This window comes from Bacillus sp. PSXD-155 (genome assembly GCF_049310765.1).
Lineage (GTDB): Bacteria > Bacillota > Bacilli > Bacillales > Bacillaceae_G > Bacillus_A > Bacillus_A cereus.
Map to the genome: position 1 here is coordinate 42,460 of NZ_JBMOWC010000012.1, position 26,509 is coordinate 68,968.

Below are 26,509 nucleotides of genomic sequence, written 5' to 3' on the forward strand. Positions count from 1 at the left end.
ACGGATGGGGTGTACAGAATTTAAAAAACTATGGAAGAAGTATGAAAATGGAACGCTCACGCATGATGAACAAGAACTGTTAGAAAGTCATATTGAGTCATGTGAAGAGTGTGAAGCTTACTTAGATGAGCTGTTAATAAAAACAGAACCAATTAAGAAAAAGTTACCTCCAAAAGATCTTAAAGTTCCTTTTTGGAGGATTAAGTGGAAACATCGTTTACAAACGTTTGGTTTTATATTATCAATTTGCATCGTTATCTATATAATCGGCGGGGTATTATCAGCCTTTTATTTTCAAGCTAATAATGATAAAAGGCTAGAAGAAATTAGAGAGGTTCCTTCCCTTGCACTTGAAGCAACGATCCCAAATAGCCGTGTTATGGGGGGCGGAACAAGTGTAGAAGCTTTTTTCCGTACGAATAGCCAATTTGATTTAGTACGAACCGTCGGTAAAAAAGAAATGCCCCTCGGTACAATAGAAACAAAAAGCTTCTTATCATCTGTAGATGTTACGAAGCGAACTTGGATGAATCCGTTCTATCAACCAAAACTCTTCTTTGTTCATCCAAAAACAGAGCAGGGTGATTATTTAAAGGATTCATCAAAAAAAGTATGGGATACACTTGCAAAAGTACATGATGGAACCGTTGCAGAAGTAGCAATTTCTTTTGATAAATCTTATACTTTAAAAGAATTAGAACCGCTTTTATATAGCATATTCGAGGCACAAGAACTCCCTCCAACTCCTTTATGGTACGCTTTAGATACAGGACAAGAAAGAAAAAATGTAGATGACTATATCCTACATGGCGGAGAAGCTATAGGGTTTCCAGAACATGTAAGATTCCTCGATAATGAAACTGACGGGCAGAAAACGCAAGAAGACAAAGTAACCGAAATGATGCGCGTCCTTTCTATCCATAAAAAAACGGTAAGCAAAATAGCAGCGCTTTCTGAGAAAGAATTAAACTTAGATAAACGTTATCAATATGTAAAGGATAACGGTGTAAAAGTATACGGAATTGTTATTACTGGCCCGTCGAAAGAGTTATTAAAATTACAAAACTCCCCGCACGTACGTTATGCGACTCTTGGAGATATTGAGATTTGGAATTGGTTTGATAATTAATAAAAAAGAAGTAGCGCTCTAAAAACGATGCGCTACTTCTTTTTTAATTCGAAATCACTTTCACATACATCCCTCTCACCGCTTTTTCATAAGCAATATCACTTATCTGTCTTATTTTTTCTGATACAACAGACGACTGAACAATTTTCCCTTCACGAAGTAACGGCGGATCAATAAGACGTACTTTATTTTTCTGATGTAGATCATAATCGTTTCTATCTTCTTTTACTTTTATATTTGAATGAACTTTGCTTAATAAAACTTCTACTTCGAGGTCATTACATTGCTGCAATTTCGAAATAAGCTCCTCATCTTCAAGAAGAAAATCATCTGCATGAATAATCCTTTTATGAAGAGCTACCTTTAACATTTTCGCTAACATATCATTTCCGTAAATATTCATTGGTTTCATAAAGAAATCGATTACTTCTTTGTAATACGTTTCTGTAAACCACTCTGCCATTTCGATACTTTGAAGGACCATTTTCCCCTCTACTGCGATGACATCCTCTAAAAAACTATGGACTTCTTCTAAAGAAATATACCCATATGTATACATATCTCGTAACGTATAATCTACTCGATCTGCGCATAATTCGGGCGCTGACCTTTCTAGTAATGTCCACTTCGAATCATCTAATAAAATATCTTCATAGTTATAACCATGCTTCGCAAGGATCGCTGGAATTTCTGAGTTTTTCACAACAGAACTAAATATCTCTTCATGGTAACTTTCATCTTCATTATCAAAAACGTAATCAATCACGTGGGAAAAAGCAGTATGCGATACGTCATGCAGTAAACCAGCGATCTGTTCTTCTACTGAACCACCTAGTTTTTTAACTAATAACATAACACCAACTGAATGATCAAAGCGCGTTACATTCCATTTCTCGTTCATTAAGTAACTTGCGCCTGCTTGATGAATTCCCTTTAGTCTTTGCGTAGGCTTACTTAAAATTAATTCTTCTAGCACTACATCCACTTCAAATTCTCCGTATAGTACATCTGATATGATCACTTACAATCCCCCTTTATTTTAATCGAGTCTTATAATCGTATCTCTTTTATGAAATTAGCACCAACATAAATATTTATTGTTATTTGTTTTTATTGAAAAAAATAGAGAGCCATCAGCTCTCTATTTCATAACCCCTATTCAAACGTAACTTCTACCTGCACAATCTCCGACCTACTACCAAGTCTAAGCGGGGGTCCCCAAAATCCAAATCCAGAAGAAACAATTGCGTGGAACGCGCCTTTTTGTGCGTATCCCCAGTCTAGCTCGTACATTCTTCTCGTTACAATATGATTGGGCGCCATTTGTCCGCGGTGCGTATGACCGGATAATAATAAATCTACACCTGCCGCTGCTGCTTGTTTCAACTCAAATGGCTGGTGATCCATTGCGATAACAGGCATCGATTTATCTACCGTACTCATTAATTGTTCAAAGCTTTGGCGATCTCGCTCTGTTTTATCTCTTCTTCCAACGAGATAAAAGTCATCTTTAATTGTAATCACTTCATCTAAAAGAATACGAATATCAATCTTATCCATCTCTTGTAAAAACTCTGGAACTGCTCTGCCGTAGTATTCATGGTTTCCTAATACGCCATATACGCCTAATGGTGCTTTCATTTGTTTCATGATTGGTCCCATATTCTTTTGAATGAACACACCTGGATGATCATCGATAATATCACCTGGCAGCAAAATAATATCAGGTTCCATCTCATTTACATGACGAACAAGTCTTTTTAAATGCGAAACGCCAGACAGTTTACCGAAATGCATATCAGAAGCCATCGCAATGCGTAAACTTTTACGCCCCTCTACCTTTTTCGGTATGTGCACTTCGTACTTTCTTACTACCGGACTATACGCATTAAATACTCCGTACGCAAAGATAAAGATAAATGCAGCTATCACAGCCGCCCCTGTCCAAATAATTGCTGCTTCTTTCTCCACTGAAAACTGTAAAAGAAAGACCATAATATCAGCTAATGGCAACAACATAAGTGCATATTGTATAACCGCAAACCAAATCGAACCTATCGTTCGCAGAAATGGCAGAAACTTAAACACTTGCACGAGAATGTACGCATATGAAATAAATGCGACTATGAAAGCATAATATCCCCAAGATTCCCAGCCAAATACCGCATGAAGCCAAACCCATCCGTTCCAGCCGATGTAAAACATAAGTAGTGTGTATATAATTAATACGGTAAATATATTGAGATAACGAAGATTCTTCACAGCCAGCCTCCTTATTGATTTCTTCTATTATAACTTGTTATGCACTTATAACGTAAATATTAAGCACTTCAATCTTCCCAATAAAAACATTGGTAAACATATCGTCTTAAAATTTTTAGGAACGGCTGTAATGGGCATTTTAGAGTCTTAAGTGTTGGATGAAATTCTATTATCTTTATCCTTCAAAACTCACCTATGCAATTATGCATATACATCTATTCCGTTTTATTTTTATGTTACGATATGAATGAAATACGACATATATCGACAAAGATAAAAGGAAGTGATTGTATGAAACGTTCTAAAACATATTTAAAATGTTTAGCATTATCCGCTGTTTTTGCTAGTAGCGCTGTAACTCTTTCAACACCTGCTGCTTACGCTCAAACGACGTCACAAGTTGTAACAGATATCGGGCAAAATGCGAAAACACATACGAGCTATAATACATTTAATAATGATCAAGCTGATAATATGACAATGTCTTTAAAGGTAACTTTTATCGATGACCCAAGCGCTGATAAACAGATTGCCGTTATTAATACGACTGGTAGTTTTTTAAAAGCAAATCCTACTATAAGTGATGCACCTATTGATAACTACCCAATCCCTGGCGCTAGTGCAACATTGCGTTATCCTTCACAATATGATGTTGCATTTAACCTTCAAGATAACAGCGCTCGTTTCTTTAACGTAGCACCTACAAATGCTGTAGAAGAAACGACTGTAACATCTAGCGTATCTTATCAACTTGGTGGCTCTGTTAAGGCTTCTGTAACGCCTAATGGACCTAGCGGTGAAGCTGGTGCAACTGGTCAAGTCACTTGGTCGGACTCTGTAAGCTATAAACAAACTAGTTATAAAACAAATTTAATTGACCAAACAAACAAAAACGTAAAGTGGAACGTATTCTTTAACGGATATAACAATCAAAACTGGGGTATTTACACACGTGATTCTTATCATTCTTTATATGGAAACCAACTGTTCATGTACTCTCGCACATACCTATATGAATCTGATGCAAAAGGTAATTTAATACCGATGGATCAACTTCCAGCATTAACAAATAGCGGTTTCTCTCCTGGTATGATTGCTGTTGTTATCTCTGAAAAAAATACAGATCAATCTAACTTACAAGTCGCTTATACAAAACACGCCGATGATTACCAACTTCGTCCAGGCTTCACATTCGGAACTGCAAACTGGGTTGGAACCAACGTAAAAGACGTTGATCAAAAAACATTTAATAAATTGTTCACACTAGATTGGAAGAATAAGAAATTAGTAGAGAAAAAATAAAGAAAACCGAACCGCCACTTAGATGACGGTTCGGTTTTTATTTAAATTACAAAATCCTCCGGAATAAACACCTTCACTTCTTTCGGCTGTACGTATACAACATCACCCGCTTGAATGCTGAGATGCTTGAACTGTTCTTTACTTATTTCTGCTTCTAAGTACTCATCTGTTCCATCTCGTTTTAATTCTACATATACGACAGGTCCGACTGCGTGAAAATAAGATACTTTTGCCGGGATTGCATCTACGCTTTGTTTCGCACGAGAGATTGATAAGTCATGCGGCCTTACGTAGGCTATTCCGTCTACGTTGGAAACGTGCTTATGCTCTGGTGCTTCTAGTTCGACCGACCCTACATTTAGCTTTCCTTTATGAACGCGGCCGTGAAATAAATTTACATTTCCTAAAAAGTCATATACAAACGGACTTGCTGGGTTTTCATATACTTCTTCCGGTGTTCCCATTTGTTCAATGCAGCCTTCATTCATTACAACGATGCGGTCTGCAACGTCTAATGCTTCCTCCTGATCATGCGTTACGAATACGCTCGTAATTTGAAATTCGTCATGTAATTTCCGGAGCCATCTTCGTAATTCTTTTCTCACTTTTGCATCAAGTGCACCGAACGGTTCATCAAGTAATAAAATTTTCGGTTCGACTGCAAGTGCCCGGGCTAGTGCAATACGTTGACGTTGTCCACCAGATAATTGCGCTGGATAACGTTTAGCAAAGCCATCCATTTTTACGAGCTTTAATAATTCTGTTACCTTTTCTTCTATCGCTTCTGCTGACGGTCTTAAGCTTTTCTTTCTTACTTTTAAACCGAAAGCGACATTCTCAAATACATTCATATGTTTAAAGAGCGCATAGTGCTGAAAGACGAAACCGACTTGCCTGTTTTTCACGTGAATGTCTGTTAGATCTTCCCCATCAAATGAAACAGAGCCTCCATCCGCTTCTTCTAATCCTGCAATAATGCGTAATAACGTCGTTTTCCCAGAACCTGACGGGCCTAATAAGGCAACAAGTTCACCTTTTGGAATATCCAAATGAATGTCTGTTAGTGCTTGAAATGTACCATATTGCTTCGATACACCTTGAATTTGAATACTCACCGTAATCCCCCTCTTATTGTCGTTTTTCCATTCGCCATTCAATCCAGTTTTTTATAACGAGTGTAAACACTGCAATTAATGACATTAACGTCGCTACTGCAAATGCTGCTGAAAATTGATATTCATTGTACAAAATTTCAATATGAAGCGGCATCGTATTCGTAATACCGCGCACGTGACCTGATACGACAGAAACGGCTCCAAACTCACCGATAGCACGGGCATTACATAGAATCATGCCGTATAAAAGACCCCATTTTATATTTGGAAGCGTAACGCGCCAAAACATTTTCCAGCCACTTGCGCCAAGTGATAAAGCTGCCTCTTCTTCACTTTTCCCTTGCGCCTGCATAATCGGAATTAATTCACGTGCAACGAACGGGAAGGTTACAAAGATTGTTGCGATAATAATGCCTGGTACAGAGAAAATGAGTTTCACTCCATGTTCAAGTAGCCATTCGCCAAGAGCACCCCTCGGTGTGAAAAGTAAAACGAATACTAATCCTGCGATAACTGGTGACACAGCAAACGGCAGTTCAATAAGAGAGAGTAATACTTGTTTTCCTTTAAACTGAAACTTTGTAATAAGCCATGCGGCCGCTACCCCAAATATCGTATTAAGCGGCACAACGATTAACGCAACGAGAAGCGTTAATCTAATTGCTGAAAATGCTTCTTGATCTGTAATAGCGGCAATGTATACATCCATCCCTCTTTCAAAGGCTTTTAGAAAAATAGTTATGAGTGGCAGTAATAGAAAGAGAGATAAAAATAAAACTGTAATCGTAATTAATATGCCTGGTACAAGCTTAGATTCTTTTTTAGCTGATACGCTTTTTACTATTTTCTTTTCTAATAATGTTGGTTCCATTTTCTCTCCTCCTATTCATTTTTTAGTTCATGCCTTCTACTCCAGCTTTGAATCATATTAATAAGAAGAAGGAAAAGGAGAGAAATAATAAGCATCACGGTCGCTACAGCTGTTGCCCCCGCATAATCATATTGTTCTAGTTTCGTCATAATCATCAGTGGCGCAATTTCTGTTTTCATCGGCATATTACCTGCGATGAAAACGACAGATCCGTATTCTCCTAATGCTCTTGCAAATGCGAGTGAAAAACCTGCAAGAAGAGCGGGAAAGATCTCTGGTAAAATGATTTTCACAAATATTTGTAAGCGGGATGCACCTAAACTCGAAGCTGCCTCTTCTACTTCTTTATCAATATTTTGCAGCACTGGTTGCACCATTCGAACGACAAATGGTAAACCGATAAAAGTAAGCGCAACGATAATTCCGAGTGGTGTAAAAGCTACTTTTATATGAAACAGACTAAATATTTTCCCAATCCATCCATTTTCCGCATAAAGCGTTGTAAGTGTAATACCAGCTACAGCTGTCGGAAGTGCAAACGGTAAATCAATAAGTCCATCTAATAGACGTTTCCCTGGAAATTTGTAGCGTACGAGCACCCAAGCTATTAATAAACCGAAAATGGCATTTACAATAGCAGCTGCAAATGAAGTTGTAAAACTAACTTGATAGGAATGCAACACACGCTCGTTCGTTATAACCCCAGCGAACTTCTTCCAACCTAACTGTGAAGTTTGAATAAATACGATAGAAAGTGGTATAAGTACGAATAAACTCATGTACAACATTGTAAATCCAAGCGATAATCCAAACCCTGGTAAAACACGTTTCTTCCTCATCCTCTTTCACCTCATCCCCCTTTAGCAGTACGCATTATTTTTGATAAATTTTATCGAATACGCCGCCGTCATTAAAGTGTTTCTCCTGTGCTTTTTTCCAACCACCAAATAGTTCATCTACAGTAAATAATTGAACTTTCGGAAATTGGGATGCATATTTTTCTGCTACTTTTTCATTGCGCGGACGATAAAAGTTTTTCGCCGCAATTTCCTGTCCTTTTTCTGAGTACAAATATTCAAGATACCCTTCTGCTACTTTTTTCGTTCCTTTTTTATCAACGACTTTATCTACAACCGCTACTGGTGGTTCTGCAAGTACACTAATAGAAGGGGTTACAATTTCAAATTTATCTTTTCCAAGCTCTTTTTGAGATAATAACGCTTCATTTTCCCATGCGATTAATACGTCACCAATTCCTTTTTCAACAAATGTTGTCGTTGCTCCGCGCGCTCCTGAATCTAATACTTCTACGTTTTTATAAATTTGGCTAACAAACTCTTTCGCCTTATCTTCACTATTATTATATTTTTTCAGTGCGTATCCCCACGCCGCTAAATAGTTCCAACGTGCCCCGCCTGATGTTTTTGGGTTTGGTGTAATGACAGACACACCTTTTTTCGTTAAATCATCCCAGTCTTTAATTCCTTTCGGGTTTCCTTTTCGAACAAGAAATACAATTGTTGACGTGTACGGAGTGGAATTATTCGCAAGTCGCTTCTGCCAATCTTCTGCTAATTGTTTTTTCTTGCTAATGGCATCAATATCATAAGCAAGTGCTAGTGTAACAACGTCTGCTTCTAAGCCATCAATAACAGAGCGTGCTTGACTTCCAGATCCCCCGTGTGATTGTTTTACATTTACTGTTTGCCCATGCTTCTCTTTCCAATACTTCGCAAAATCTTTATTGAAATCTTGATATAACTCCCTCGTTGGATCATAAGAAACATTTAAAAGCTCAACTGTTTTTTTATCTCCACTTCCTTCAGAATTACTAGTGGATGTTGCCGAACCACACCCTGATAAAAGTACAACTGCTGATAATAAAACACCTGTACTTTTCATAAACGCTGTCTTACCCCACTTTTTCATCGTTAAGCCCCCTTAGTTTATACAATAGAAAAAGGCACACAATATATTCACAAATGTGAACATTGTGCGCCTTCAGTTTATCTGATTAGCTTCTAATGTATTGTATTCGATTTCTTTTCATTTTAATTCTGTAATTCATATGTGTCAACTTGGAATTTGAATTTTCTTACTAAACTAAAATATTGGCATACTTCGAGCCCAATGATTTTTCAAATCAGCAAATTCTTTTGGTAACTTACTATTTTCATTCCATTCTAATTTATATGCATTTACTAACACCGTAGCCATTGATTCACGGTTCATTACTCCATTTTGATTAAAATTACCGTTCTTATCATTTTCAGAGTTCATCCATAATTTCACAAATAAGATATTGCACTCGCCGTAAGCGTTAATCCCTTCTGTTCTATGTATATCTCCTCCTTGTTGGTCATATGAAGCTTTAAATATATGGCACCACAGCTTAATCAATGCACAAAAAAATGAGGCAACCACCTTCAAAGATGGTTGCCTCATTTTTACACTTGCATCGCTTTCTCTCTCAATGCTCTTCTTAACAACTTACCAGTCGTATTCTTCGGTAATTCTATTAAAAACTCAATGCTTTTCGGCACTTTATATTTCGCTAAATGTAACGTACAGTAATGCATTAGTTCTTCTTCTGTTACGTTCGTTTGTTTCAGAACGACGTAAGCTCGCACTGCTTCTCCTAAGTTTTCATCAGGAACACCGATTACAACAACTTCCGCTACTGATTCGTGCGTATATAATACTTCTTCTACTTCACGAGGGTATACGTTATAACCGCCAACTAAGACGATATCTTTTTTACGATCAACGATATAGAAGTAACCTTCTTCATCCATTTTCGCTAAGTCACCTGTATATAGCCAGCCGTCTTTCAATGTCGCAGCTGTATCTTCTGGTGCATTATAGTATCCTTTCATAACGTTAGGTCCGCGAACGATTAATTCGCCGACTGCGCCGACAGGTACTTCTTCCCCAAGTTCATTTACAATTTTATTTTCTACATGCCAAATATTTGTGCCAATTGATCCTGGTTTACGAGGACGATCTAGCGGGTTGAAACAAGTAACTGGTGATGCCTCTGATAAACCGTATCCTTCTGAAACAATAACGTTAAAACGTTTTTCAAAGTTTTGCAGAAGAGCAACAGGCATCGATGCACCACCGGAAATACAAAGACGAAGCGTCTTCACATCTTCTGCGCTTGCTTCTTCAAATAAATATAAATAATTGTACATCGTCGGTACGCCAGCAAAAATCGTTGGTTCGTACGTGCGACAAATACGGAATACTTCTTTCGGACTAAATTTCGGTAACATTAAAATTGTTGCCCCGTTCACAATCGGTGCATTTACCGCAACTGTTAAACAGAACACATGGAACATTGGCAGTGCCGCAACGACGCGATCGTCAGCAGTAAATTGTAAATAAGACGCAACATCATTCGCATTACTATATAAATTTTTATGTGTTAACATAGCGCCTTTCGGTTTTCCAGTTGTACCTGAAGTGTATAGGATAACCGCTACATCTTCTTCATCTAGTTCAGGGCCTTCGTATTGTAAGTCTCCAGCCCCCACAAAACTAGTAAACGTTTTCATTTTTTCGGTTTCTGTATGGTTAAAATCTGATGAGGTTTCGCATATGATGATGTTTTCTAATGAAGGAAGTCTTGTTGTAAGAGATTGTATAACAGGTAGAAGGACGTCGAGTACGATGATTGTTTTTACATCTCCATTTTGTAAAATGTAATGCATTTCGTCTGCTGTATAAATTGGATTAACTGGAATAACAGTTGCTCCGGCTTTCATTGTTCCGTATAAACCGACCAAAAAATGTGGTGAGTTCCCAACAACTAATGCGACATTGTCCCCTTTTCCAATGCCCATTTCTGCTAAATTGCTAGAAAACCTTGTGACCATTTTGTTTAATTGGTCATAAGAGACCGACTGATCCATAAATATATAAGCCGGTTTATCCCCCTTCTTTTTTGCCGTTTCAGCCAAAGATTGAACGAGATTCACAAAAACCCCACCTTTATAAAATTTAGAATATTTAAAAATTCTAAATTAATTATATTAAAAGAAAATTAAAGTAGCAAGTGATATTCTATTAACTGCATATAGACAGATCACCTTCTCTTAGTTTGCTTTGGAAAGATAAGGGAATTTTATTCGCAAGTAATTTATGAAACTAGACCAGAAATCATTTTAGGATAATATGCATTCATCTTTTCTCTAAGTTTATTAAGTTCCTCTTTATTTAACGTCGTATGCTCTCCAAACAAGTTGATCGCGTCCGCTCCATCTGCATGAAAATACACCGTAACATATAATGTCGGTAACCCTGTATTGTCTTCATCTATTGAAAAGACGACATCTGGTGTTTTATTAACAGTGCTGAATGTTTCATTTCTTTTCCACTTCTTATTTTGAAACATGTCTTGTATATTATGTATCTTTCGTTTGTTATCTGTATGCGTAAAATATATAACATTATCCTCCGCTGGCTTTCCGATAGATAAAAGGGTACGACTTGAGGAAGTTTCACTGTTACACGCTGCAATCCCAATGACGAATCCGAGCAATATTACAATGTGTATGACCCTTTTCATATCGATCCGCCTCCTTTTCATATATATATTCCTTTATAAGAGGCAGATGTCCTGTAAGTATACATTTTGTGGTAAATGGAATTATATCGACAAAACTATAAAAAGAAAGAGGCTGCCTTTATGGCAGCCTCCCTCATTTTTAGAAGAATAAATGTAAGAAATCTTCTGTTGTAATGTTACCGAAGTAGCGTGCGATATCTACGCCTTCTAAAGCTGCAGTGAATGCATCTTTATCGAACTGAACGCCTGTTAGACGCTCTTCAATATCATGAACATCTAGTGAACCGAAGAAGTCGCCGTAAATTTTACATTCTGTTACTGTTCCTTTTTTCACTTCAAGACGAACATCAACTTGTCCAACTGGGAAGCGGTGTGAATGTTGTAAGTTGAACTTCGGTGATTTTCCATAGTTCCAATCCCAATTTTGGTAACGTTCTTCAGAAAGTTTATGGATTTCTTTCCAATCATTTTCTGTTAATTCGTACGTTGGGATTTCTGTTTCTCCTTCGAAAATTGTTTCTAGAAGAAGTTGTCTGAACTCTTCTGTCGTCATTTCTTCGTTTAGAAACTCTGTAATGTTCGCAACGCGGCTACGGATTGATTTAATTCCTTTTGATTGAATCTTATCCATTTTTACTTTTAATGCTGATACGACGTGATCGATTTCAGAGTCAAATAGTAACGTACCGTGGCTGAACATACGACCTTTCGTTGAGAACTGCGCGTTACCTGAAATTTTTCTGCCTTCAGCTAAAATGTCGTTACGACCACTTAGTTCTGCATTTACACCTAATTTACCAAGCGCTTTCGTTACAGGCTCAGTAAATTTTTTGAAGTTGCTGAAACTGTCTCCATCATCTTTTGTAATAAAACTGAAGTTTAAGTTTCCTAAATCATGATATACTGCGCCTCCACCTGATAGACGACGAACGACATGAATACCTTTTTCTTTTACGTAATCTGCATTAATTTCTTCTACTGTGTTTTGGTTTTTACCAATGATTATCGAAGGCTCATTAATGTAAAACAGTAAATATGTTTCGTTAATATCTAAATTCTTCACACAATATTCTTCAATTGCTAAGTTTATTCTAGGATCTGTAATTCCTTTATTATCAATAAATAACATCGTATCACCTCATGAGTTCCATACGTAACCACTATGCGCTAACGTAATATGGCCACTGAAAATTTGTTTTGCTTCTGTTACTAAATCAGATGGGTTGCCTGTATGCGGTAAGTGCGTTAATAAAAGTTCTTTTACATTTGCATCTTTCGCAATACTTGCTACTTCTGTACTATTCATATGCCCTGCTTTTGCAGCCTCTTGATGTGCATACATATTACACTCACAAATGAAAAGATTAGCATCTTTTGTGAATGGAATGAATTCAGGAATATAACTTGAATCAGCGCTGTATACTACAGCATCATCTCCAGCTGTAATACGCATCGCAAAGCATGTAACAGGATGAACAGTTTTTAAGAACGAAATCGAGAACGGTCCAACTTGAAGTGTTTCTTCTGGATTGTACGCGATTCCTTTCGTATGTCGTTCATGTGTTAAAGAATGGAATCCATTCTCGTCAAACGTATGACCGTATATTGGTAATTCCGGTAGTTGCCTTGTTGTCGCACTCGTAATTAATCTCGCATATTGCAATACCCCAATGTCCGCAACATGATCGTGATGATAGTGTGACAGTACAACTGCATCTATATCAGATGGTGTTATATATTTTTGAAGCTGTGCTAGTACACCACTACCACAGTCTACAAGTAAACGAAAACCATCGTGTTCAAACAAATACCCCGACGTTGCTTCTCCCGCTTCTGGAAAGCCGCCCCAAAAGCCGACAACAGTCATTTTCATATGTATCCATCCTTTCTAAAACCGAGTAGGAATGCAGTTTTTCTCCGTACTTGAGAAAGTTTTTTACTTACATCCTACATTGTTAACTATAATCCATTTCCTAAACTTTTTCATTAATTTTCAATTTTGTTATAAAACAGTTGTTGACTTTTATTTTTTGTACTAATACAATAATAGTAAGAAATGGAAATGGAGGGATTGACATGATCGATCAACCAATGGAGTTTTTCAGAAATTTACCGACGAAAACTTGTGCGCACTGTGGGAAAGAAATTGATGAGCAACACGAAGCATACCATAACAAATGTGACGATTGCGTTCACGAAGAATAGTAGTTTGTGAACATAAAAAAACCTAGCAGACATAGTCTACTAGGCTAATAACATCTTATCCTTCATCGTTGAACCTTTCACCAAGAGCTCCAGTTCAAACTCATACAATTCTTTTTTTCGATAATTTTTCGTATGGATTTTATCCATCATCAGGTCGACAACTTTTCGGGCCATTTCATCAATTGGCTGTTCAATTGTCGTAATACCTGGTTCTGTAATCTGCGATAATATTTGATTATCAAAACCGATAACAGCGAGATCATCTGGAATGCTCCAGTTATGGCGTTTCGCCTCTGAGATAATTCCAGCTGCTACCTCATCGCCTCCTGCCAAAATCGCGGTAGGATTTTTTTTGTCCTTCAATACTTCATGGAATATTCGTTTTCCATCTTCCCAGGAGAAAGCGTTTTCAAGAAAGTCAATCGCTTCTACTTGGCGGCTCTTCTCAGTTATTGCACGTAAAAAGCCCATTTTTCGCTGCTGGCTAACGACTTTGGTTTCGTTACCACGGCAAAAAATAAGATTACGATATCCTTGATCTAACACATGCTTCGCAGCTATGTATGCTCCTTGCGCATGATCAAACTTCACTGTTGGAATATTTGCTTCCTCAATATATTCATTACACAACACGATTGGACCGTGCTGTAAGTATGGCTCTACATCTTCCCACGGATTTTCTAGTGAACATAGAATAATCCCATCTACTTGTTTCGTAGATAATAATTGTAAATACTCCATCTCTTTTTCCGGTAAATATCTTGTTTGACAAATAATCAGTTTATATTTATGTTCAGAAGCAGCAATCTCGATTGCCTCAATAAATCTACTGAAGAAAGGATTTGTAATCCTTGGAACTAGCACCGCAATTGTTTCCGTTTTTTGTTTACGAAGCCTTCTCGCCGCAGAATTAGGAACGAAGCCTAAATGCTTCATTGCTAATTGAACCCTTTTTTTCTTCTCATCTGAAACATATGGATGATTATTAATCACCCTAGAAACCGTTGTCCTTGATAACCCCGCTAATTTCGCCACGTCCTCTATAGTCGACACGAAATTCTCCCCCTTTGCATGAAAACGTTTTCTTAAATTGATTATATAGTATATTATTGGAAACTGCAATATCGGTTGTTATGATTTTACTATATTAATATTATACATAGGAAAAAGTCTGTTAATGCAGGGGCAATATACTACTTTTAGAAATTTACGTTATGTACATTCCTTTTCTTAATACCATATATCCTTTATTCAATATAAAACCCCATCAATACGTCATCTCCATATGATCCATCTTCATACTTTATTTGCTTTCGTTGTCTCCCTTCTTCTACAAAACCCATACGTTTGTACACTTTAATTGCCCGATCATTAACAGAAACTACACCTAAGCAAATTTTCTCTAAACCTTTCTGCCCTTTCGCCCAACTAATAAGAAATTCAATTAATTTCGTGCCGATGCCTTGATTACAATACGCCTCTTTAATCCCCATTCCCATTGTGCCTGCGTGTTGTAACCGTTCTAGTTCATATCGGTTGAAAAGTAAAAAGCCAACTACCTTCCCATCTACTTCATACACGATATAAAGATTACCTTTCTCATTGCTTTTCCGTATCTTTTCTCTTTCTGCATTACTATCATTCGGTAACTTCTTTGGGGATACTATGAAAAATTTTGTAGTAGTTTCCGATAATATAATTTCTTTTCTAATATTCATAATTGCTTCTGCATCAGTCTCTTTTACTAACCGTATCATTGAATCACCTCGTACTTTTTCTTTTTAAAAATAATATTAAAACTATAAAACGTCCAATATGCAATATTACATATTGAGAATCTTTTTACTCTTGATACAATATTCATACATCAAAATAAAAGGAATGTATGGAATGAACCCAATCTTAACAGCTGCAAAACAACTATTACATAAAGAAGAAAAAATTTTATCTACTTTAAAATGTTCACTTACTGGCTATATGATTACGCATAAAGTCCCGTATCCTGGCATGTTACTTGCTACTAATAGAAGACTGCTCTTTTTTAGCCAATATAAAAACACATTCATTGCCGAATTTGATTATGAAAAAATTCTATCCATAGAAACGAAGAGAAGAATCTTTGACAAAAAAATAATATTTTATTATGAAGATGAATATATAACGCTTGGATACATTACAAGTTCGAATGTTGAAGCTTTCATAGACTTACTACAAAGAAACAGCAAGACTAGCACAGGCTTATAATCAGCGGGGATCCCCTCGCTGATTCATTATTTTAACTCCTCCCACTTCGTCCAAACTTCTCTCCCGTTTATACGGTACATATTATCCTCTCTATCCATAAACCCCTGTACAATAAATTCACGTCTAATTGTACAAAAATCATCATGATATTGTTTTATAAATGTATTAATTTCTTTTTCTGTATATTGATTTTCAGCATTTAACTTGCTTATTAAATGCTCCAACAATACTAGTTTTTTCTTCTTTTGACCTGGAATCGATTTTAAACGATCCTCTTTATCGAAAAAGTTACGAATGGTCGTATCGCGGAATTTCATTTCACTTTCAGTCATTTTTTATCCTCCATCACTTTTTTTCTTTATCTTTTCACTTAAAATATCAATAAAGTAATATCCACCCATTAACACATAGTAGAACGTAAGTATTCCAAATGCATCTTTCATACTTGTATATACTTCTTTATCAAACAATATAGGTGAAAGGGCATAAACAAGAAAGATGATTAGCGGATTTACGATAAAATAATAAGTAAGATTGCCTCTCATCATATCAACTCCTCTACCCTATGTTTCTCTGTAAATTGTTGTAATTCCTTTTCTTTCGTTTCTATAGCTTTTAGAAAGATTTATAGATGAACTAAGGAAAAAATGCCCTCTATTAAAATAAAAAAGCACCAAAAAGGTGCTTTTTTTACGCTTCAACCGATTGATTTTCAGCAACATTTTTAAATTGTCGTTTGTGCATCAAAGTTAAGGAGGCGATTGTTCCAAGTGATAATACAACGATAAAGATCATGAGCATTCCTATGTTTTGCCACATGAAGTCAAAGTCTCCACTTGATACGACTGCTTTTAATCCTGATACAGAGTATGTCATCGGTAACCAAGCATGAAATGGTTGTAAAAACTTCGGAATCAACTCTAGTGGGAATGTTCCAGCACTTGTTGTAAGCTGCATAATTAATGTAATGATGGCGATAAAACGACCTGCATCACCAAAAGCTGTTACTAAACATTGAATTAATGCGATAAACGCTAAACTTGTAATGATACTAAAGAGTATGAAGTATGGAATGCTTTGTACTTCTACACCCAATCCGAACAGTAATATAACATCTGCTACTATCGCTTGAATAATACCGACTGATAGTAACACGCCGAACTTACTAATAAACCAACTAAATCCTGATTTCGGAACGCCAACTGTATCGCGTAATGGGTATACGATAGATAATAATAATGCCCCAACAAATAAACCGAGTGATAAGAAATACGGCGTAAATCCAGTTCCGTAGTTAGGAACTTCCGCCATTTTCTCTGTCTTCACTTTTACAGGACTTGCAAACATATCATACGTTTTATCTGTCCCTTTTACTTCCCCAGTTTTCTCTGCCCCTTCCCCAAGTTTCTCAGCAAGTTCACCTGAACCATCGTTTACTTTCACTAGTCCATCAGTTACTTTTCCTGAGCCGTCTGCTAGTTTATTTACGCCGTCGATTAGCTGGGTCGAGCCCGTTGACATTTTATTTAAGCCACCATTTAAAGTACCTAAGCCAGTTGTTACTTGGCTTGAACCGTCTGCCAACTGCGTTATGCCACCTGTCATTTGGCTTGTTCCTACAGATAATGTACCCAAACCGCCGGTTACTTGGCTTGAGCCATCTACTAATTGATTTACTCCTGCAGATAATTGACCTAATCCTGCTGTCACCTTTCCTGATCCGCTTTGTAATTGCGTTATCCCATCAATTAATTGAACTGATCCATCTTTTAATTTATCGGCACCTATTTTTGCATTATCTAATCCCTCACCAAATCCATAAAACTTACTAACAAATTCATTTTGAGCATTTGTTAGTTTCTCAATACCATCTGCTAGAGTTTTTACTCCTTCTGAATTTGGTAATTTATTTTGCAATCCACTTGTTTTTTGATCTATTTCGCCTTTTAATTGTTTTACTTCTTCATTTAATTTATTTGTTCCACCTGCTACTCCAGTAGCTTTTTGCTGAACTGTCGCTGTGCTTTTTACGGCACTTGTTATGAATGGTTGTAACTGTTCTTGATATTCTTTCGGTAAACTCTCAATTTTCTTTTGTAAATTCGCTACCTCTTGCGCTGCATTTTTGGCATCTCCTGCTGTTGATTGCGTAAGTTCATTTAACTGATTTACATTCTCTCCAGCTCCATCTATTTTCTCATTTACTGCATTCAATATAGAAGGAACTTTCGACTGCATTTCCTCTAATCCTGCAGCAGAATTTTGTACGTTACTATTTAAATCCTGCAATCCCTTTTGAATCGCTTGAGAACCTTTCTCTAATTGACTTTGCCCTTCAACAAGTTTTCCCATACCATTTGATAGATTAGTTGTTCCTGTTTGTAATTCGCCGGATTTACTTACTAGTTTGTTCAAGCCACCAGTCACTTTCTCAGATCCATCACGCAATTCACCCGTTTTGCTATTTAACGTATTTAAACCGCCTGTTACTTTTCCGGAGCCATCTTGCAATTTCCCTATACCCGTCTGCATCTCACCTGTTTTGCTATTTAACGTATTTAAACCATTTGTTACTTTGCCTGATCCATCTACTAATTTATTAGATCCATCTGCTAATTTCTGAACTCCATCCTTCATCTCCCCAGATTTCCCTTGAAGTGTATGAAGGCCATCCGTCACTTTACTTGAACCATCATGCAATTCACTTGATCCGTCATGTAGTTCATTTGCCCCTTCCGCTCCATCTGCTAATCCTTTTGAGACGTCTTTAATAGAATCAAACATTTTCTCTACATATGTTTTCGTTAACGTGCTTGATACTTCAGTTTTAATCTTTTCAATAGCTGTTCCTCCAATTTGTGAAGATAAGAAGTTTAAGCTTTCGTTTGGAATGTACTCTAAGTTTAATGGCTTTGGATTGTCTTTTAGTAACGTTGTAGCGTTACTTGAGAAGTCATCTGGAATGCGCACTAACATGTAATACTTTCTACCTTCCATTCCTTTCTTTGCTTCTTTTTCACTTACGAACTCCCATTTAAAACTTTTATTATCTTTTAAATTATCAACGAGCCCTTTTCCGACCTCAATTGGTTTCCCATCAAATACTGCGCCTTTATCTAAATTGACTACTGCAACTGGTAAGTCATCTAACTGTTTATACGGATCCCAAAAGGCCCACAAAAACATCCCCGCATATAAAATCGGTACGAATAAAACCGCGATAATTGGAATTAATATTTTTTTACTTTTTATAATTTCCGTGAACTCTTTACGAAATAACTGATTCCCTTTCATAATTTCTCCCCCTTTTATAAAATGACCAAAACGTTCATATGGTCATTTTCACCCAAACAAAAAGGCTATACTTGTTCATACATATGCCTTATCCCCGAATTTATTACTATGCAACTTTTTCTCATTTTGATTATAGTTTTTCTATATCCCCCCTTAACTCAAATATATGACCGCATTGTTCAATTGGTCATTTTTTATAAAATTAAAAGGATTATCTTAGTTTGACAATCCTTTTAGTAAATAAAGTTCAAATAACTCTGCAATTTTTTCTTTTTCTAGCGGTTCATGATTTTTTTCCCAATCAAAGATAAGCGATACGTATAGGCGAAGCATAATAAATGCTGTAATTTCTGGATCACATTTGCTAATTTCACCTTTTTCAATCGCAATCTTTAAATACGATTGAATAACAGAAACGATTTCCACATCAACTTGTTGCATAACTTCTTGTACTTCTTTCGTTCCCATATCGCGCTCTTCTTGAATTAATTTAATCATGAGCTGATGTTCTTTTCTAAATTCCAAGATGCTATATAATGCTCTATGTACATTTTCAAAAAATGAAACATCTGAACGAATTGCACTTTCTGCAACTTGCTTCATTTCTGTAATTAAATTAGAAATAATTTCACCAAATAGCTCTTCTTTATTTTTGAAAAAAGTATAAATCGTTCCTTTTCCTACATTCGCTAACTTCGCTACTTGATCCATCGTTGTTGCTTTATAACCGAACGCTGAAAAAGACTTTGTTGCAGCTTCAATAATAGAACGTTTTCGATCTATCGCCACATTGTCACCTCCAAAAATGACCAATTGGATAATATAGTCAATCAGTACATCTTTGATATTACCACACGCTTACATTCTATACAAGTTCTCTTTTTATTATTTCCAGTATAAAAGATTTCAGTCAAGTTATATCATACTGTCCATAGTGTATCAAAAAGTATACTTGTATGGAAAGCTAGAATATATTCATAATAATTGCTGGCTAGATCCCACTAGAAATTTAATAAAATAGACAGTGTTCTTAAAACTAAAAGTTTAAGAACACTGCCTTTTATTTTGACATAGAAAGTAATATTTTCTCCATTTCTTTCTTAGTTAGCTCATCATCGATTATCTCTTCGTATATCTTTGTATCTCTTGTAAAAATATCATTCACTATGACAATTTGATACTCACTATTCTTACCTTGTGCTGGTACAAACATTTTAAGACCTCTTAACTTCCCCTCTCCATGAGAAGATTTATTATATACCATTCCTTTCCCATCTAAACTATAACTTTCTAGATTCTCTACTCCAGGCATCATATAGTGTAGCGGATCCTTACCACCATTAACATTACCATCCATATACATCCTTGACTGGTAAATTGTAAAACCATATTTTCCTTTTGTATATTCTGATTTAATAACTAATTCTACATCTCTTCCAAAATATGAGTCAGCCCATTCTCTCTTTAATTCATAACCTTCAGGTATATAAGTCGGCTGCTTAATTTGATACGGTACATGTTCTTTCGCTTCTTCTATAGTATATGTTAAAGACTTCTCCAGCTTATCTCCAAGCGGTTTTAATGTCTTCTCAATAGTAGCTAGTCTTTCTTGATCAGCTTTCTTCAAGCGTTCAGGTTTATATTCCTTTGTATCTCCATCATAATTCTCAGGCACATTTTTCTTAACCATTGCTTTTTTATGAATTTCTTGCGCTTCCTTAAATAATCGAACATACTGCTCAAATTCTTCTTTTGTAAAATTCTTTTCTGCCAAATACAAAAAATCTGTATTCTTTTTATATGACGTTATTGACATCCCCCATTCTCTACTTGCATTCTCCGGTGTACCTAATACTGTTTCTATCGCTTTTTCAAATGCCGCTTTAGATTGCTTTTTTTCTACAACTTTTTCTTTCTGTCTTTCATCTCCCTCAGTTATCCTTGCATTTAATAAAAATCCGCCCGCTATAGCTGCTATAGCAATCACTCCGAGTAAAGAAAGACGATACGATTTCTTTTGGAATTTTTTAATCATAATGATTCTCCTTTTTAGTGTTCGTTTATTTCTACTTAAATTTGCTAGGCTTGGTAATTGATAGGAATAGTGTTCTAGAAGGGTAATAATTGTATGACCGTATGCAATTTGTTCCTCTTTATCTATAAAAGTAAGTGCATATGCATCACAGGCTAATTCTTGATCTTCTCGCATACAAAAATAGGCGTACCAAAGAATTGGATTGAACCAATTTAATAGGATTAAACTGTACATAATCCAATTTACAGCTACATCGTTTCTCTTAATATGAGCTAACTCATGGTAAAAGACATATTGTAATTGTTGTTCATTTAATACTTTCATATGTTTTTTTGATAGTAATACTTTCGGGCGAAAGAAACTAAAAACCGTTGGACTTGCAATCTTTCCTGCAAGACGTAATGAAACTGCCTTCTTCATTTTCATAGACTGCTTACAGCGATTAAAAACTGTAGTGACCTGTTCGTCCGTAATATCCGGTTGTTTCTTTATGTAAGAATATAAACGTCTATTTGTAAGCAACGTGATGGCTGCTAATATGATTACCCCAGCTAGCCACACATACAAAGCAAGTTTGTATAAAGAAAATGTAGTTTGTTTTTCCAAACTGACTTTTACTTCCGGTTCGCTAGTTTTTGTCACCATTTTAGAATTTGATTCCAATTCCACTTTTCGGTCGCTTTCTATGTTCACTATATTCTCAGTAGCCGGCATATTTTTTGGAATAACTTCCGATACGCTAGAACTATAAGAAAGTAATGAGTAAATGCTATAAGAGCTATCTGGCGACCACGGTAAAAGGAGTCTTATCATTAATACGATCCACAGCATATATTGCCACCGGGGTGTTAATTTATTTCTAAATAGAACTTTTATACATAAAATAAATCCAACTAATATGCTAGCCATAAGTGACGTTTCTATAAGCCAATCAAAAAAATGAGGAAGGTATACATTTATAAGCGTGTTTATCATTTTTATCGATCCTTCCTCTTATTCTCCTCTGTCTTCTCATCTAAAATGCGTTTTAATTCATTAATATCTTCTGAAGATAATTTCTCCTCTTTTAAGAAATTAACAAGTAATGGCTTAAACGCTGCACCGCAAAAACGTTTTAGTAAAGATTTCGTTTCCACTTGCAAATAATTATCTTGTGATACTAACGGGTAATAAGCGTACATACGCCCTTTATCTTGATGATAAGAAACGGCTTCCTTTTGTACTAACCGATTAATTAATGTCCGAATTGTTTTCGGCTTCCAGTCCATTGCATCTTCCAGTTCTTCTATAATTTCATTCGCTGTTTGCGGAGAATTCGACCAAAGTACTTTCATAATTTCTAATTCTGCTTCAGATATTTTAGGTAATTGATTTGTCATAGTATATTTCACTCCCTCGTATTACATTTGTAATCTATAATTAAGATTACAAATGTAATACTTAATTGTCAACCATATTTTAGAAAAATTAATTTCAGCTAAACCTTACTTCACAACAACAAAATTCCTCTTTTTCAAATAATCAAATAAAAAAACAAGAAAATCTTTACAATTAATAGTAATATAGAAAATAGACAAGTTTATCAAAACAGTGGAGGCTTTTTCAGTCATGATGCGTGCACTTCGTTTAAATATAAAGCAAGCTTTTTGTAATCGTGTTTCTTTAATTATTATGTTTAGTGGACTAGCTCTTATTTTTATTTACCATTATTATTATGTAATTCGTTACATTGGGGATGGAACGGATGCGTTTGTAACAACAGCTTTTAAATGGATTGGATTTCGCGACAATGAAATGGATGTTTATTTATTATTAATGCCCGTTATTGCTAGTTTCCCCTTTAGTACAAGTTATAATTCGGATAAATCAGATGGTTTTAAACCGTTTGTAAGTAAAGGGATTTCTTTGTTCCCTTATTCAGTAACGAAATATATTGTTACATTCTTTTGTGGCGGACTTCTTTATACATTTCCATTCATCTTATCGTTATTATTTTGCAAATTAACCATTCCAGACGGAGAACCGACGGCTGGTTCAGGCATTATAAATGATAATGGGATGTTTGCAAACTTATATTACGAATCTCCCCTCACTTACATTACTGTATATATCGGAATTAATTTTTTATTTGCAGGTTTAATGGCCCTTTTAGGGCTTGCTGCATCTGCGTGGTCACAAAAGGACTATATGGCGATTCTTTTCCCATTTGCAGTTGCCTCCATTCCATACGTCCTGCTAAATACGATATTCCCTACAATAGGCGGAGCGCCTTTTCATTTATATGACCCAAAACAACCGTTGCATGGCATGTCGCCGTATATTTTAACGATGCAATGCACTTTCTTCCTTCTCGTTAGCTTAATTATGTATATACAAGGAGTAAAACGTGATAGAAAAAAATATAGAAGAAGGTTGCAAAGAAGAGAGCGGTGTAGAAAAGCGTTTCAAGTATAATAAAACCCTAATTTCCTTACTATATTGGAAATTAGGGTTTTATTTACTATTCACTTACGGTGTACCAGCCAATCCCCATAAAATAACAACCGCTACAAAATAAATCGCTTTAATCGCTACTACTAAACATAATGAAACAATTGCATATTTACTTAATTCTCTTCTTGCACCTATTAAAGTAAAAATAACCGCCAAACTAAATGTTATATAAGAAGCTGTTATATTAATTAAGTTATACGTAATATCTAGATTGCTTGTAAGTCCTGTTACATCAGCTACGAACTGAAGCATGACGATCGTACTAAAAAAAATTGCAAGCTGATTCATTAACTTTCCATTTATTTGTAACTGCATTGATGTCCCCCTTCAAAAAAACTAAATATTCAACCAATTTTATCATTAGATTACAAAAAAAGGAATCATCTCTTTATACTATTCTATAACAATGAAAAAAAAGAACGCTTAGTCACCTAAGCGTTCCTTTCTTTAAGAAGCTTTCTTCAAATCAATTTGAGCAAGTACTGGGTCATGGTCGCTTACACGTCCGTGCTCTTTCATTATGTTTGAGTTTAAGTGCACTGGATCTACAATTGTGTGCGGTGCGATATTATTTGTTACTAAAATATGATCTAACACTTGTGCATTTCCTTCGTGAATGTACGTGTAACGATTCTCTTTTGGCACTGTGTTTAACATATCTTTTAAGATTGTTCCCTCTAGTGTTTTTAGTGGTTTAGAGAATTCGAAATCGTTCATATCACCTAACACGACAACTGGTGCATTCGTATTCTTTTTCTGAATTCCTTGCACGAAATGATTTACTTCTTGTGCTAACTGAATTCGTTTGTCTTCACTTTTTAATACGAGCGGCTGCACTTTTCCAAATGGCGTTGCATCTCCTAGTTTTGAGTTTAAGTGATTTGCAACGACAACAATGTTTTGTCCTTGGAACGTAAATTCTGCCGCTAACGGTTTACGTGTACTTTCAAATAATGGATTTTCGTCTCCAATACGAACAACATTTTTATCAAGTAACTTTGGTACCGTCGCTAATTTCACGCGTGATGGATTATAGAAGAAGCCGACGCGAATATTCGCTCCTGGTGCTCCTCCGTCTTGATTATTGTTTGGAGCGATTTCTACATACTCATACTTCGGTCCACGAATTTCTAGAACTGCATCAATGATACGTTTTGCGCTTAATGACGCATCTGTTGTACCGTCATTAATTGATCCGTTATTATCTTGCATTTCCTCTACACCGATAATATCTGGCATTTTTAAGTTGTATTTAATAGAATACGCTAACGCTTTTACCTTTTCATCTGTTGTTTCTTTTTTATTCGCTGAGAAGTTTTCAATGTTATATGTAGCAACCGTTAACTTATCAAGACGTGGCTGAATATTTGCCCCTACTTGCTTAAATCCACCATCCACTACAGCTGGCAGTTCTGTTATTGGCGAAATACGGAAAGAACCGTAATCATATCCTACTACCCCTGTTATATCTCCAGTAAAAGTATCTCCTACTTTTGCTACATAATCGCGAGGTACTTTTACAGAAAGACGCTCTGGGTTTAATTGATTTTCATCTAATAGAGGTGTGCCATATTGTGTTACTATTTTATCTCCACCATTTTTTACTGTTACATATAAATTCCCGTTTTTCTGAGGTGTAATAATTTTTGGTGTTGGCATCGTAACACGCATACCTTCTATACTTTCATAGAAGTCGATTGCATCTTCATTTGGATCAAATAAACCAAATGCATCATTATCAATAATCTGGTCCGGGATTTTCACACCGTTTTCCCCAAGTACAATCGGTGCCGGCAAAGATTGATCTTTTGCGATTACAGCAACGCGACTCGCCTTAATTTCTGTCGTCGTTAAGTCTGTTTCAAATCGCTCTGCATATCCTGGTCCAACATATTCTTCTACTACTCCATCAACTTGAATAAGATCTCCTACTGCTACATTCGCATCTTTTTTATATACGTAAATACCTTCTGAAGTAGCTGGATCATTATCCGGCTGATTATCTTCTATATAAAAGCCGTTTTTATCAAGCGCTGTGACAACGCCTTCCACATTGTTTACTTTCTTCCCGTTGTAAGGAGAAATATGTGATTTTCCTTGAATGTCATGAATACGAACTGGTTCATTATTTACGATAATAAATGAAAATGTCGAAATTGCTGAAGAAGTAAGCCCTTCTTTTTCCGCGATTGCTTTCACTACACTATTTTCATTCATTACAATTTGTCCATTATAACGAACACTTTTATTAGTAGGATTAGAGCCATCTAACGTATAGTAGATTGTTGCGCCTTCTGTATTCGTCGTTAATGTTACCGCTGTTCCTTTAGCAACTTCTCCGCCGTTCGGTGAAGCTACCACATCGCTAACACGGTTTTGTCCTTCACCTTGAAACTTATAAGCTGTTACTGATTTTAGACCTGGGTTACTAAAATATAATTCAAGAGTCCCAGTCAAACTAACCTTCTTCCCGATATTTTCAGGGTGATCTTTTACATTCACTGCCGTTCTCACATCACCTTTTGGCAACTGAACGGGCATGATTTTGTCTGGATTCGTTTCGTTTGGCGAATCTGCAATTGCTACGTTTGTATCATCAAACTTAGCTGGATCCTTCGTATATTTAGAAGAACTTTGCGTATATCCAACAATATATCCTTCCACAATCCCCTTCGTTTTCCCTTGCTGCTTAAATACTTGAATTGCTTTTTCTACTGACATAGAAGCAGTTTCTTCTGCTTGCGCTAAAGTTCCAGTAAATGAAAGCAATAGCAAGAATGATAAAAAGACGCTTAACAATTTCTTCACAGCCATTTTCCTCTCCCTATTTCATATTTTCTCAGCATTTCTATCATAACAAATGATTCGTTATATAGAACTATATTTCGACAAATTTTACAAAAGATTTATTTAATTTACAAGCTTTCAAACTATAATACAAAATAATAATTTTACACCTTCTACAAATACACTCTATAATGTTAGAGAG

General features: G+C 36.0%; 26 protein-coding genes and 1 pseudogene. 6 read left to right on the top strand and 21 right to left on the bottom strand.

Annotation, left to right across the window (positions count from 1 at the left end; translation table 11 throughout):
- The first annotated feature begins 4 nt into the window (after nucleotides 1-4).
- Entirely contained in the window at nucleotides 5-1,129 is a 1,125-nt protein-coding gene (locus ACO6VI_RS15335) for an anti-sigma factor (RefSeq protein WP_088020713.1), read from the top strand.
- A gap of 43 nt (nucleotides 1,130-1,172) precedes the next feature.
- Here the strand turns inward: ACO6VI_RS15335 and ACO6VI_RS15340 are convergent, their stop codons facing one another.
- Both ACO6VI_RS15340 and ACO6VI_RS15345 read right to left on the bottom strand, forming a co-directional pair.
- Nucleotides 1,173-2,150 (bottom strand): HD domain-containing protein, encoded by a 978-nt coding sequence (locus tag ACO6VI_RS15340; RefSeq protein WP_063546762.1) that lies wholly within the window; start codon nucleotides 2,148-2,150, stop codon nucleotides 1,173-1,175.
- A gap of 134 nt (nucleotides 2,151-2,284) precedes the next feature.
- Nucleotides 2,285-3,391: a metallophosphoesterase gene (locus ACO6VI_RS15345; RefSeq protein ID WP_161520136.1), complete on the bottom strand. Its 1,107-nt coding sequence runs from the start codon at nucleotides 3,389-3,391 to the stop codon at nucleotides 2,285-2,287.
- A 34-nt stretch (nucleotides 3,392-3,425) separates the two neighbouring features.
- Between ACO6VI_RS15345 and ACO6VI_RS15350 the strand changes: the two are divergent.
- Both ACO6VI_RS15350 and cytK2 read left to right on the top strand, forming a co-directional pair.
- Nucleotides 3,426-3,539: pseudogene (locus ACO6VI_RS15350) on the top strand (TetR family transcriptional regulator); the annotation flags it as partial.
- Nucleotides 3,540-3,682: 143 nt separating this feature from the next.
- On the top strand, nucleotides 3,683-4,693 hold the full coding sequence (cytK2, locus tag ACO6VI_RS15355) for a beta-channel forming cytolysin CytK2 (protein WP_063546758.1): 1,011 nt from the start codon (nucleotides 3,683-3,685) through the stop codon (nucleotides 4,691-4,693).
- Nucleotides 4,694-4,734: 41 nt separating this feature from the next.
- Here the strand turns inward: cytK2 and ACO6VI_RS15360 are convergent, their stop codons facing one another.
- The 9 genes from ACO6VI_RS15360 to ACO6VI_RS15400 all read right to left on the bottom strand — a co-directional run bounded on the left by ACO6VI_RS15360 (nucleotide 4,735) and on the right by ACO6VI_RS15400 (nucleotide 13,122).
- Nucleotides 4,735-5,808: a sulfate/molybdate ABC transporter ATP-binding protein gene (locus ACO6VI_RS15360; protein WP_422423600.1), complete on the bottom strand. Its 1,074-nt coding sequence runs from the start codon at nucleotides 5,806-5,808 to the stop codon at nucleotides 4,735-4,737.
- 13 nt (nucleotides 5,809-5,821) lie between these two features.
- Nucleotides 5,822-6,679, bottom strand: a complete 858-nt coding sequence (gene cysW / locus ACO6VI_RS15365) for a sulfate ABC transporter permease subunit CysW (RefSeq protein WP_000433826.1) — start codon at nucleotides 6,677-6,679, stop codon at nucleotides 5,822-5,824.
- Between the two features lie 11 nt (nucleotides 6,680-6,690).
- Nucleotides 6,691-7,518, bottom strand: a complete 828-nt coding sequence (gene cysT / locus ACO6VI_RS15370) for a sulfate ABC transporter permease subunit CysT (protein WP_063546754.1) — start codon at nucleotides 7,516-7,518, stop codon at nucleotides 6,691-6,693.
- A 34-nt stretch (nucleotides 7,519-7,552) separates the two neighbouring features.
- Nucleotides 7,553-8,608 (bottom strand): sulfate ABC transporter substrate-binding protein, encoded by a 1,056-nt coding sequence (locus ACO6VI_RS15375; RefSeq protein WP_000758702.1) that lies wholly within the window; start codon nucleotides 8,606-8,608, stop codon nucleotides 7,553-7,555.
- Nucleotides 8,609-8,782: 174 nt separating this feature from the next.
- Entirely contained in the window at nucleotides 8,783-8,959 is a 177-nt protein-coding gene (locus ACO6VI_RS15380; RefSeq protein ID WP_001986183.1) for a hypothetical protein, read from the bottom strand.
- 167 nt (nucleotides 8,960-9,126) lie between these two features.
- Nucleotides 9,127-10,659: a fatty acid--CoA ligase family protein gene (locus ACO6VI_RS15385; RefSeq protein ID WP_053565058.1), complete on the bottom strand. Its 1,533-nt coding sequence runs from the start codon at nucleotides 10,657-10,659 to the stop codon at nucleotides 9,127-9,129.
- Between the two features lie 161 nt (nucleotides 10,660-10,820).
- Entirely contained in the window at nucleotides 10,821-11,249 is a 429-nt protein-coding gene (locus ACO6VI_RS15390) for a hypothetical protein (protein ID WP_063546752.1), read from the bottom strand.
- Between the two features lie 139 nt (nucleotides 11,250-11,388).
- Nucleotides 11,389-12,378 (bottom strand): lipoate--protein ligase, encoded by a 990-nt coding sequence (locus tag ACO6VI_RS15395; RefSeq protein WP_059304035.1) that lies wholly within the window; start codon nucleotides 12,376-12,378, stop codon nucleotides 11,389-11,391.
- 9 nt (nucleotides 12,379-12,387) lie between these two features.
- Nucleotides 12,388-13,122, bottom strand: a complete 735-nt coding sequence (locus tag ACO6VI_RS15400; RefSeq protein ID WP_063546750.1) for an MBL fold metallo-hydrolase — start codon at nucleotides 13,120-13,122, stop codon at nucleotides 12,388-12,390.
- A 203-nt stretch (nucleotides 13,123-13,325) separates the two neighbouring features.
- On the opposite strand from ACO6VI_RS15400, the gene yhfH reads away from it, so the two are divergent.
- Nucleotides 13,326-13,454: a protein YhfH gene (gene yhfH / locus ACO6VI_RS15405; protein ID WP_000567010.1), complete on the top strand. Its 129-nt coding sequence runs from the start codon at nucleotides 13,326-13,328 to the stop codon at nucleotides 13,452-13,454.
- Between the two features lie 39 nt (nucleotides 13,455-13,493).
- Here the strand turns inward: yhfH and ACO6VI_RS15410 are convergent, their stop codons facing one another.
- Both ACO6VI_RS15410 and ACO6VI_RS15415 read right to left on the bottom strand, forming a co-directional pair.
- Nucleotides 13,494-14,507 (bottom strand): LacI family DNA-binding transcriptional regulator, encoded by a 1,014-nt coding sequence (locus ACO6VI_RS15410; protein WP_000103715.1) that lies wholly within the window; start codon nucleotides 14,505-14,507, stop codon nucleotides 13,494-13,496.
- 194 nt (nucleotides 14,508-14,701) lie between these two features.
- Nucleotides 14,702-15,211, bottom strand: a complete 510-nt coding sequence (locus tag ACO6VI_RS15415; protein WP_000620470.1) for a GNAT family N-acetyltransferase — start codon at nucleotides 15,209-15,211, stop codon at nucleotides 14,702-14,704.
- 133 nt (nucleotides 15,212-15,344) lie between these two features.
- On the opposite strand from ACO6VI_RS15415, the gene ACO6VI_RS15420 reads away from it, so the two are divergent.
- The gene (locus tag ACO6VI_RS15420) at nucleotides 15,345-15,698 is read left to right on the top strand and encodes a PH domain-containing protein (RefSeq protein WP_001068221.1); all 354 of its coding nucleotides are present in this window, start codon (nucleotides 15,345-15,347) and stop codon (nucleotides 15,696-15,698) included.
- Between the two features lie 26 nt (nucleotides 15,699-15,724).
- Here ACO6VI_RS15420 and ACO6VI_RS15425 read toward each other — a convergent pair whose 3' ends face one another.
- The 6 genes from ACO6VI_RS15425 to ACO6VI_RS15450 form a co-directional block, all read right to left on the bottom strand.
- On the bottom strand, nucleotides 15,725-16,030 hold the full coding sequence (locus ACO6VI_RS15425; RefSeq protein ID WP_000140289.1) for a DUF2087 domain-containing protein: 306 nt from the start codon (nucleotides 16,028-16,030) through the stop codon (nucleotides 15,725-15,727).
- Between the two features lie 3 nt (nucleotides 16,031-16,033).
- Entirely contained in the window at nucleotides 16,034-16,246 is a 213-nt protein-coding gene (locus tag ACO6VI_RS15430) for a hypothetical protein (RefSeq protein WP_014481972.1), read from the bottom strand.
- Between the two features lie 142 nt (nucleotides 16,247-16,388).
- On the bottom strand, nucleotides 16,389-18,992 hold the full coding sequence (locus ACO6VI_RS15435; protein WP_161520134.1) for a YhgE/Pip domain-containing protein: 2,604 nt from the start codon (nucleotides 18,990-18,992) through the stop codon (nucleotides 16,389-16,391).
- A 216-nt stretch (nucleotides 18,993-19,208) separates the two neighbouring features.
- On the bottom strand, nucleotides 19,209-19,781 hold the full coding sequence (locus ACO6VI_RS15440; protein ID WP_000963381.1) for a TetR/AcrR family transcriptional regulator: 573 nt from the start codon (nucleotides 19,779-19,781) through the stop codon (nucleotides 19,209-19,211).
- A 271-nt stretch (nucleotides 19,782-20,052) separates the two neighbouring features.
- Entirely contained in the window at nucleotides 20,053-22,002 is a 1,950-nt protein-coding gene (locus ACO6VI_RS15445) for a M56 family metallopeptidase (protein WP_088020717.1), read from the bottom strand.
- A 2-nt stretch (nucleotides 22,003-22,004) separates the two neighbouring features.
- Nucleotides 22,005-22,406: a BlaI/MecI/CopY family transcriptional regulator gene (locus ACO6VI_RS15450; RefSeq protein WP_000184503.1), complete on the bottom strand. Its 402-nt coding sequence runs from the start codon at nucleotides 22,404-22,406 to the stop codon at nucleotides 22,005-22,007.
- A gap of 229 nt (nucleotides 22,407-22,635) precedes the next feature.
- Between ACO6VI_RS15450 and ACO6VI_RS15455 the strand changes: the two genes are divergently transcribed.
- On the top strand, nucleotides 22,636-23,481 hold the full coding sequence (locus tag ACO6VI_RS15455; protein WP_088020718.1) for a hypothetical protein: 846 nt from the start codon (nucleotides 22,636-22,638) through the stop codon (nucleotides 23,479-23,481).
- Nucleotides 23,482-23,535: 54 nt separating this feature from the next.
- Here the strand turns inward: ACO6VI_RS15455 and ACO6VI_RS15460 are convergent, their stop codons facing one another.
- Both ACO6VI_RS15460 and ACO6VI_RS15465 read right to left on the bottom strand, forming a co-directional pair.
- The gene (locus ACO6VI_RS15460; RefSeq protein WP_023521387.1) at nucleotides 23,536-23,835 is read right to left on the bottom strand and encodes a hypothetical protein; all 300 of its coding nucleotides are present in this window, start codon (nucleotides 23,833-23,835) and stop codon (nucleotides 23,536-23,538) included.
- A 132-nt stretch (nucleotides 23,836-23,967) separates the two neighbouring features.
- Nucleotides 23,968-26,334 carry a DUF6359 domain-containing protein gene (locus ACO6VI_RS15465; RefSeq protein ID WP_161520133.1) on the bottom strand — a complete coding sequence of 789 codons (2,367 nt, stop codon included), beginning with the start codon at nucleotides 26,332-26,334 and terminating at the stop codon, nucleotides 23,968-23,970.
- Nucleotides 26,335-26,509 lie beyond the last annotated feature (175 nt).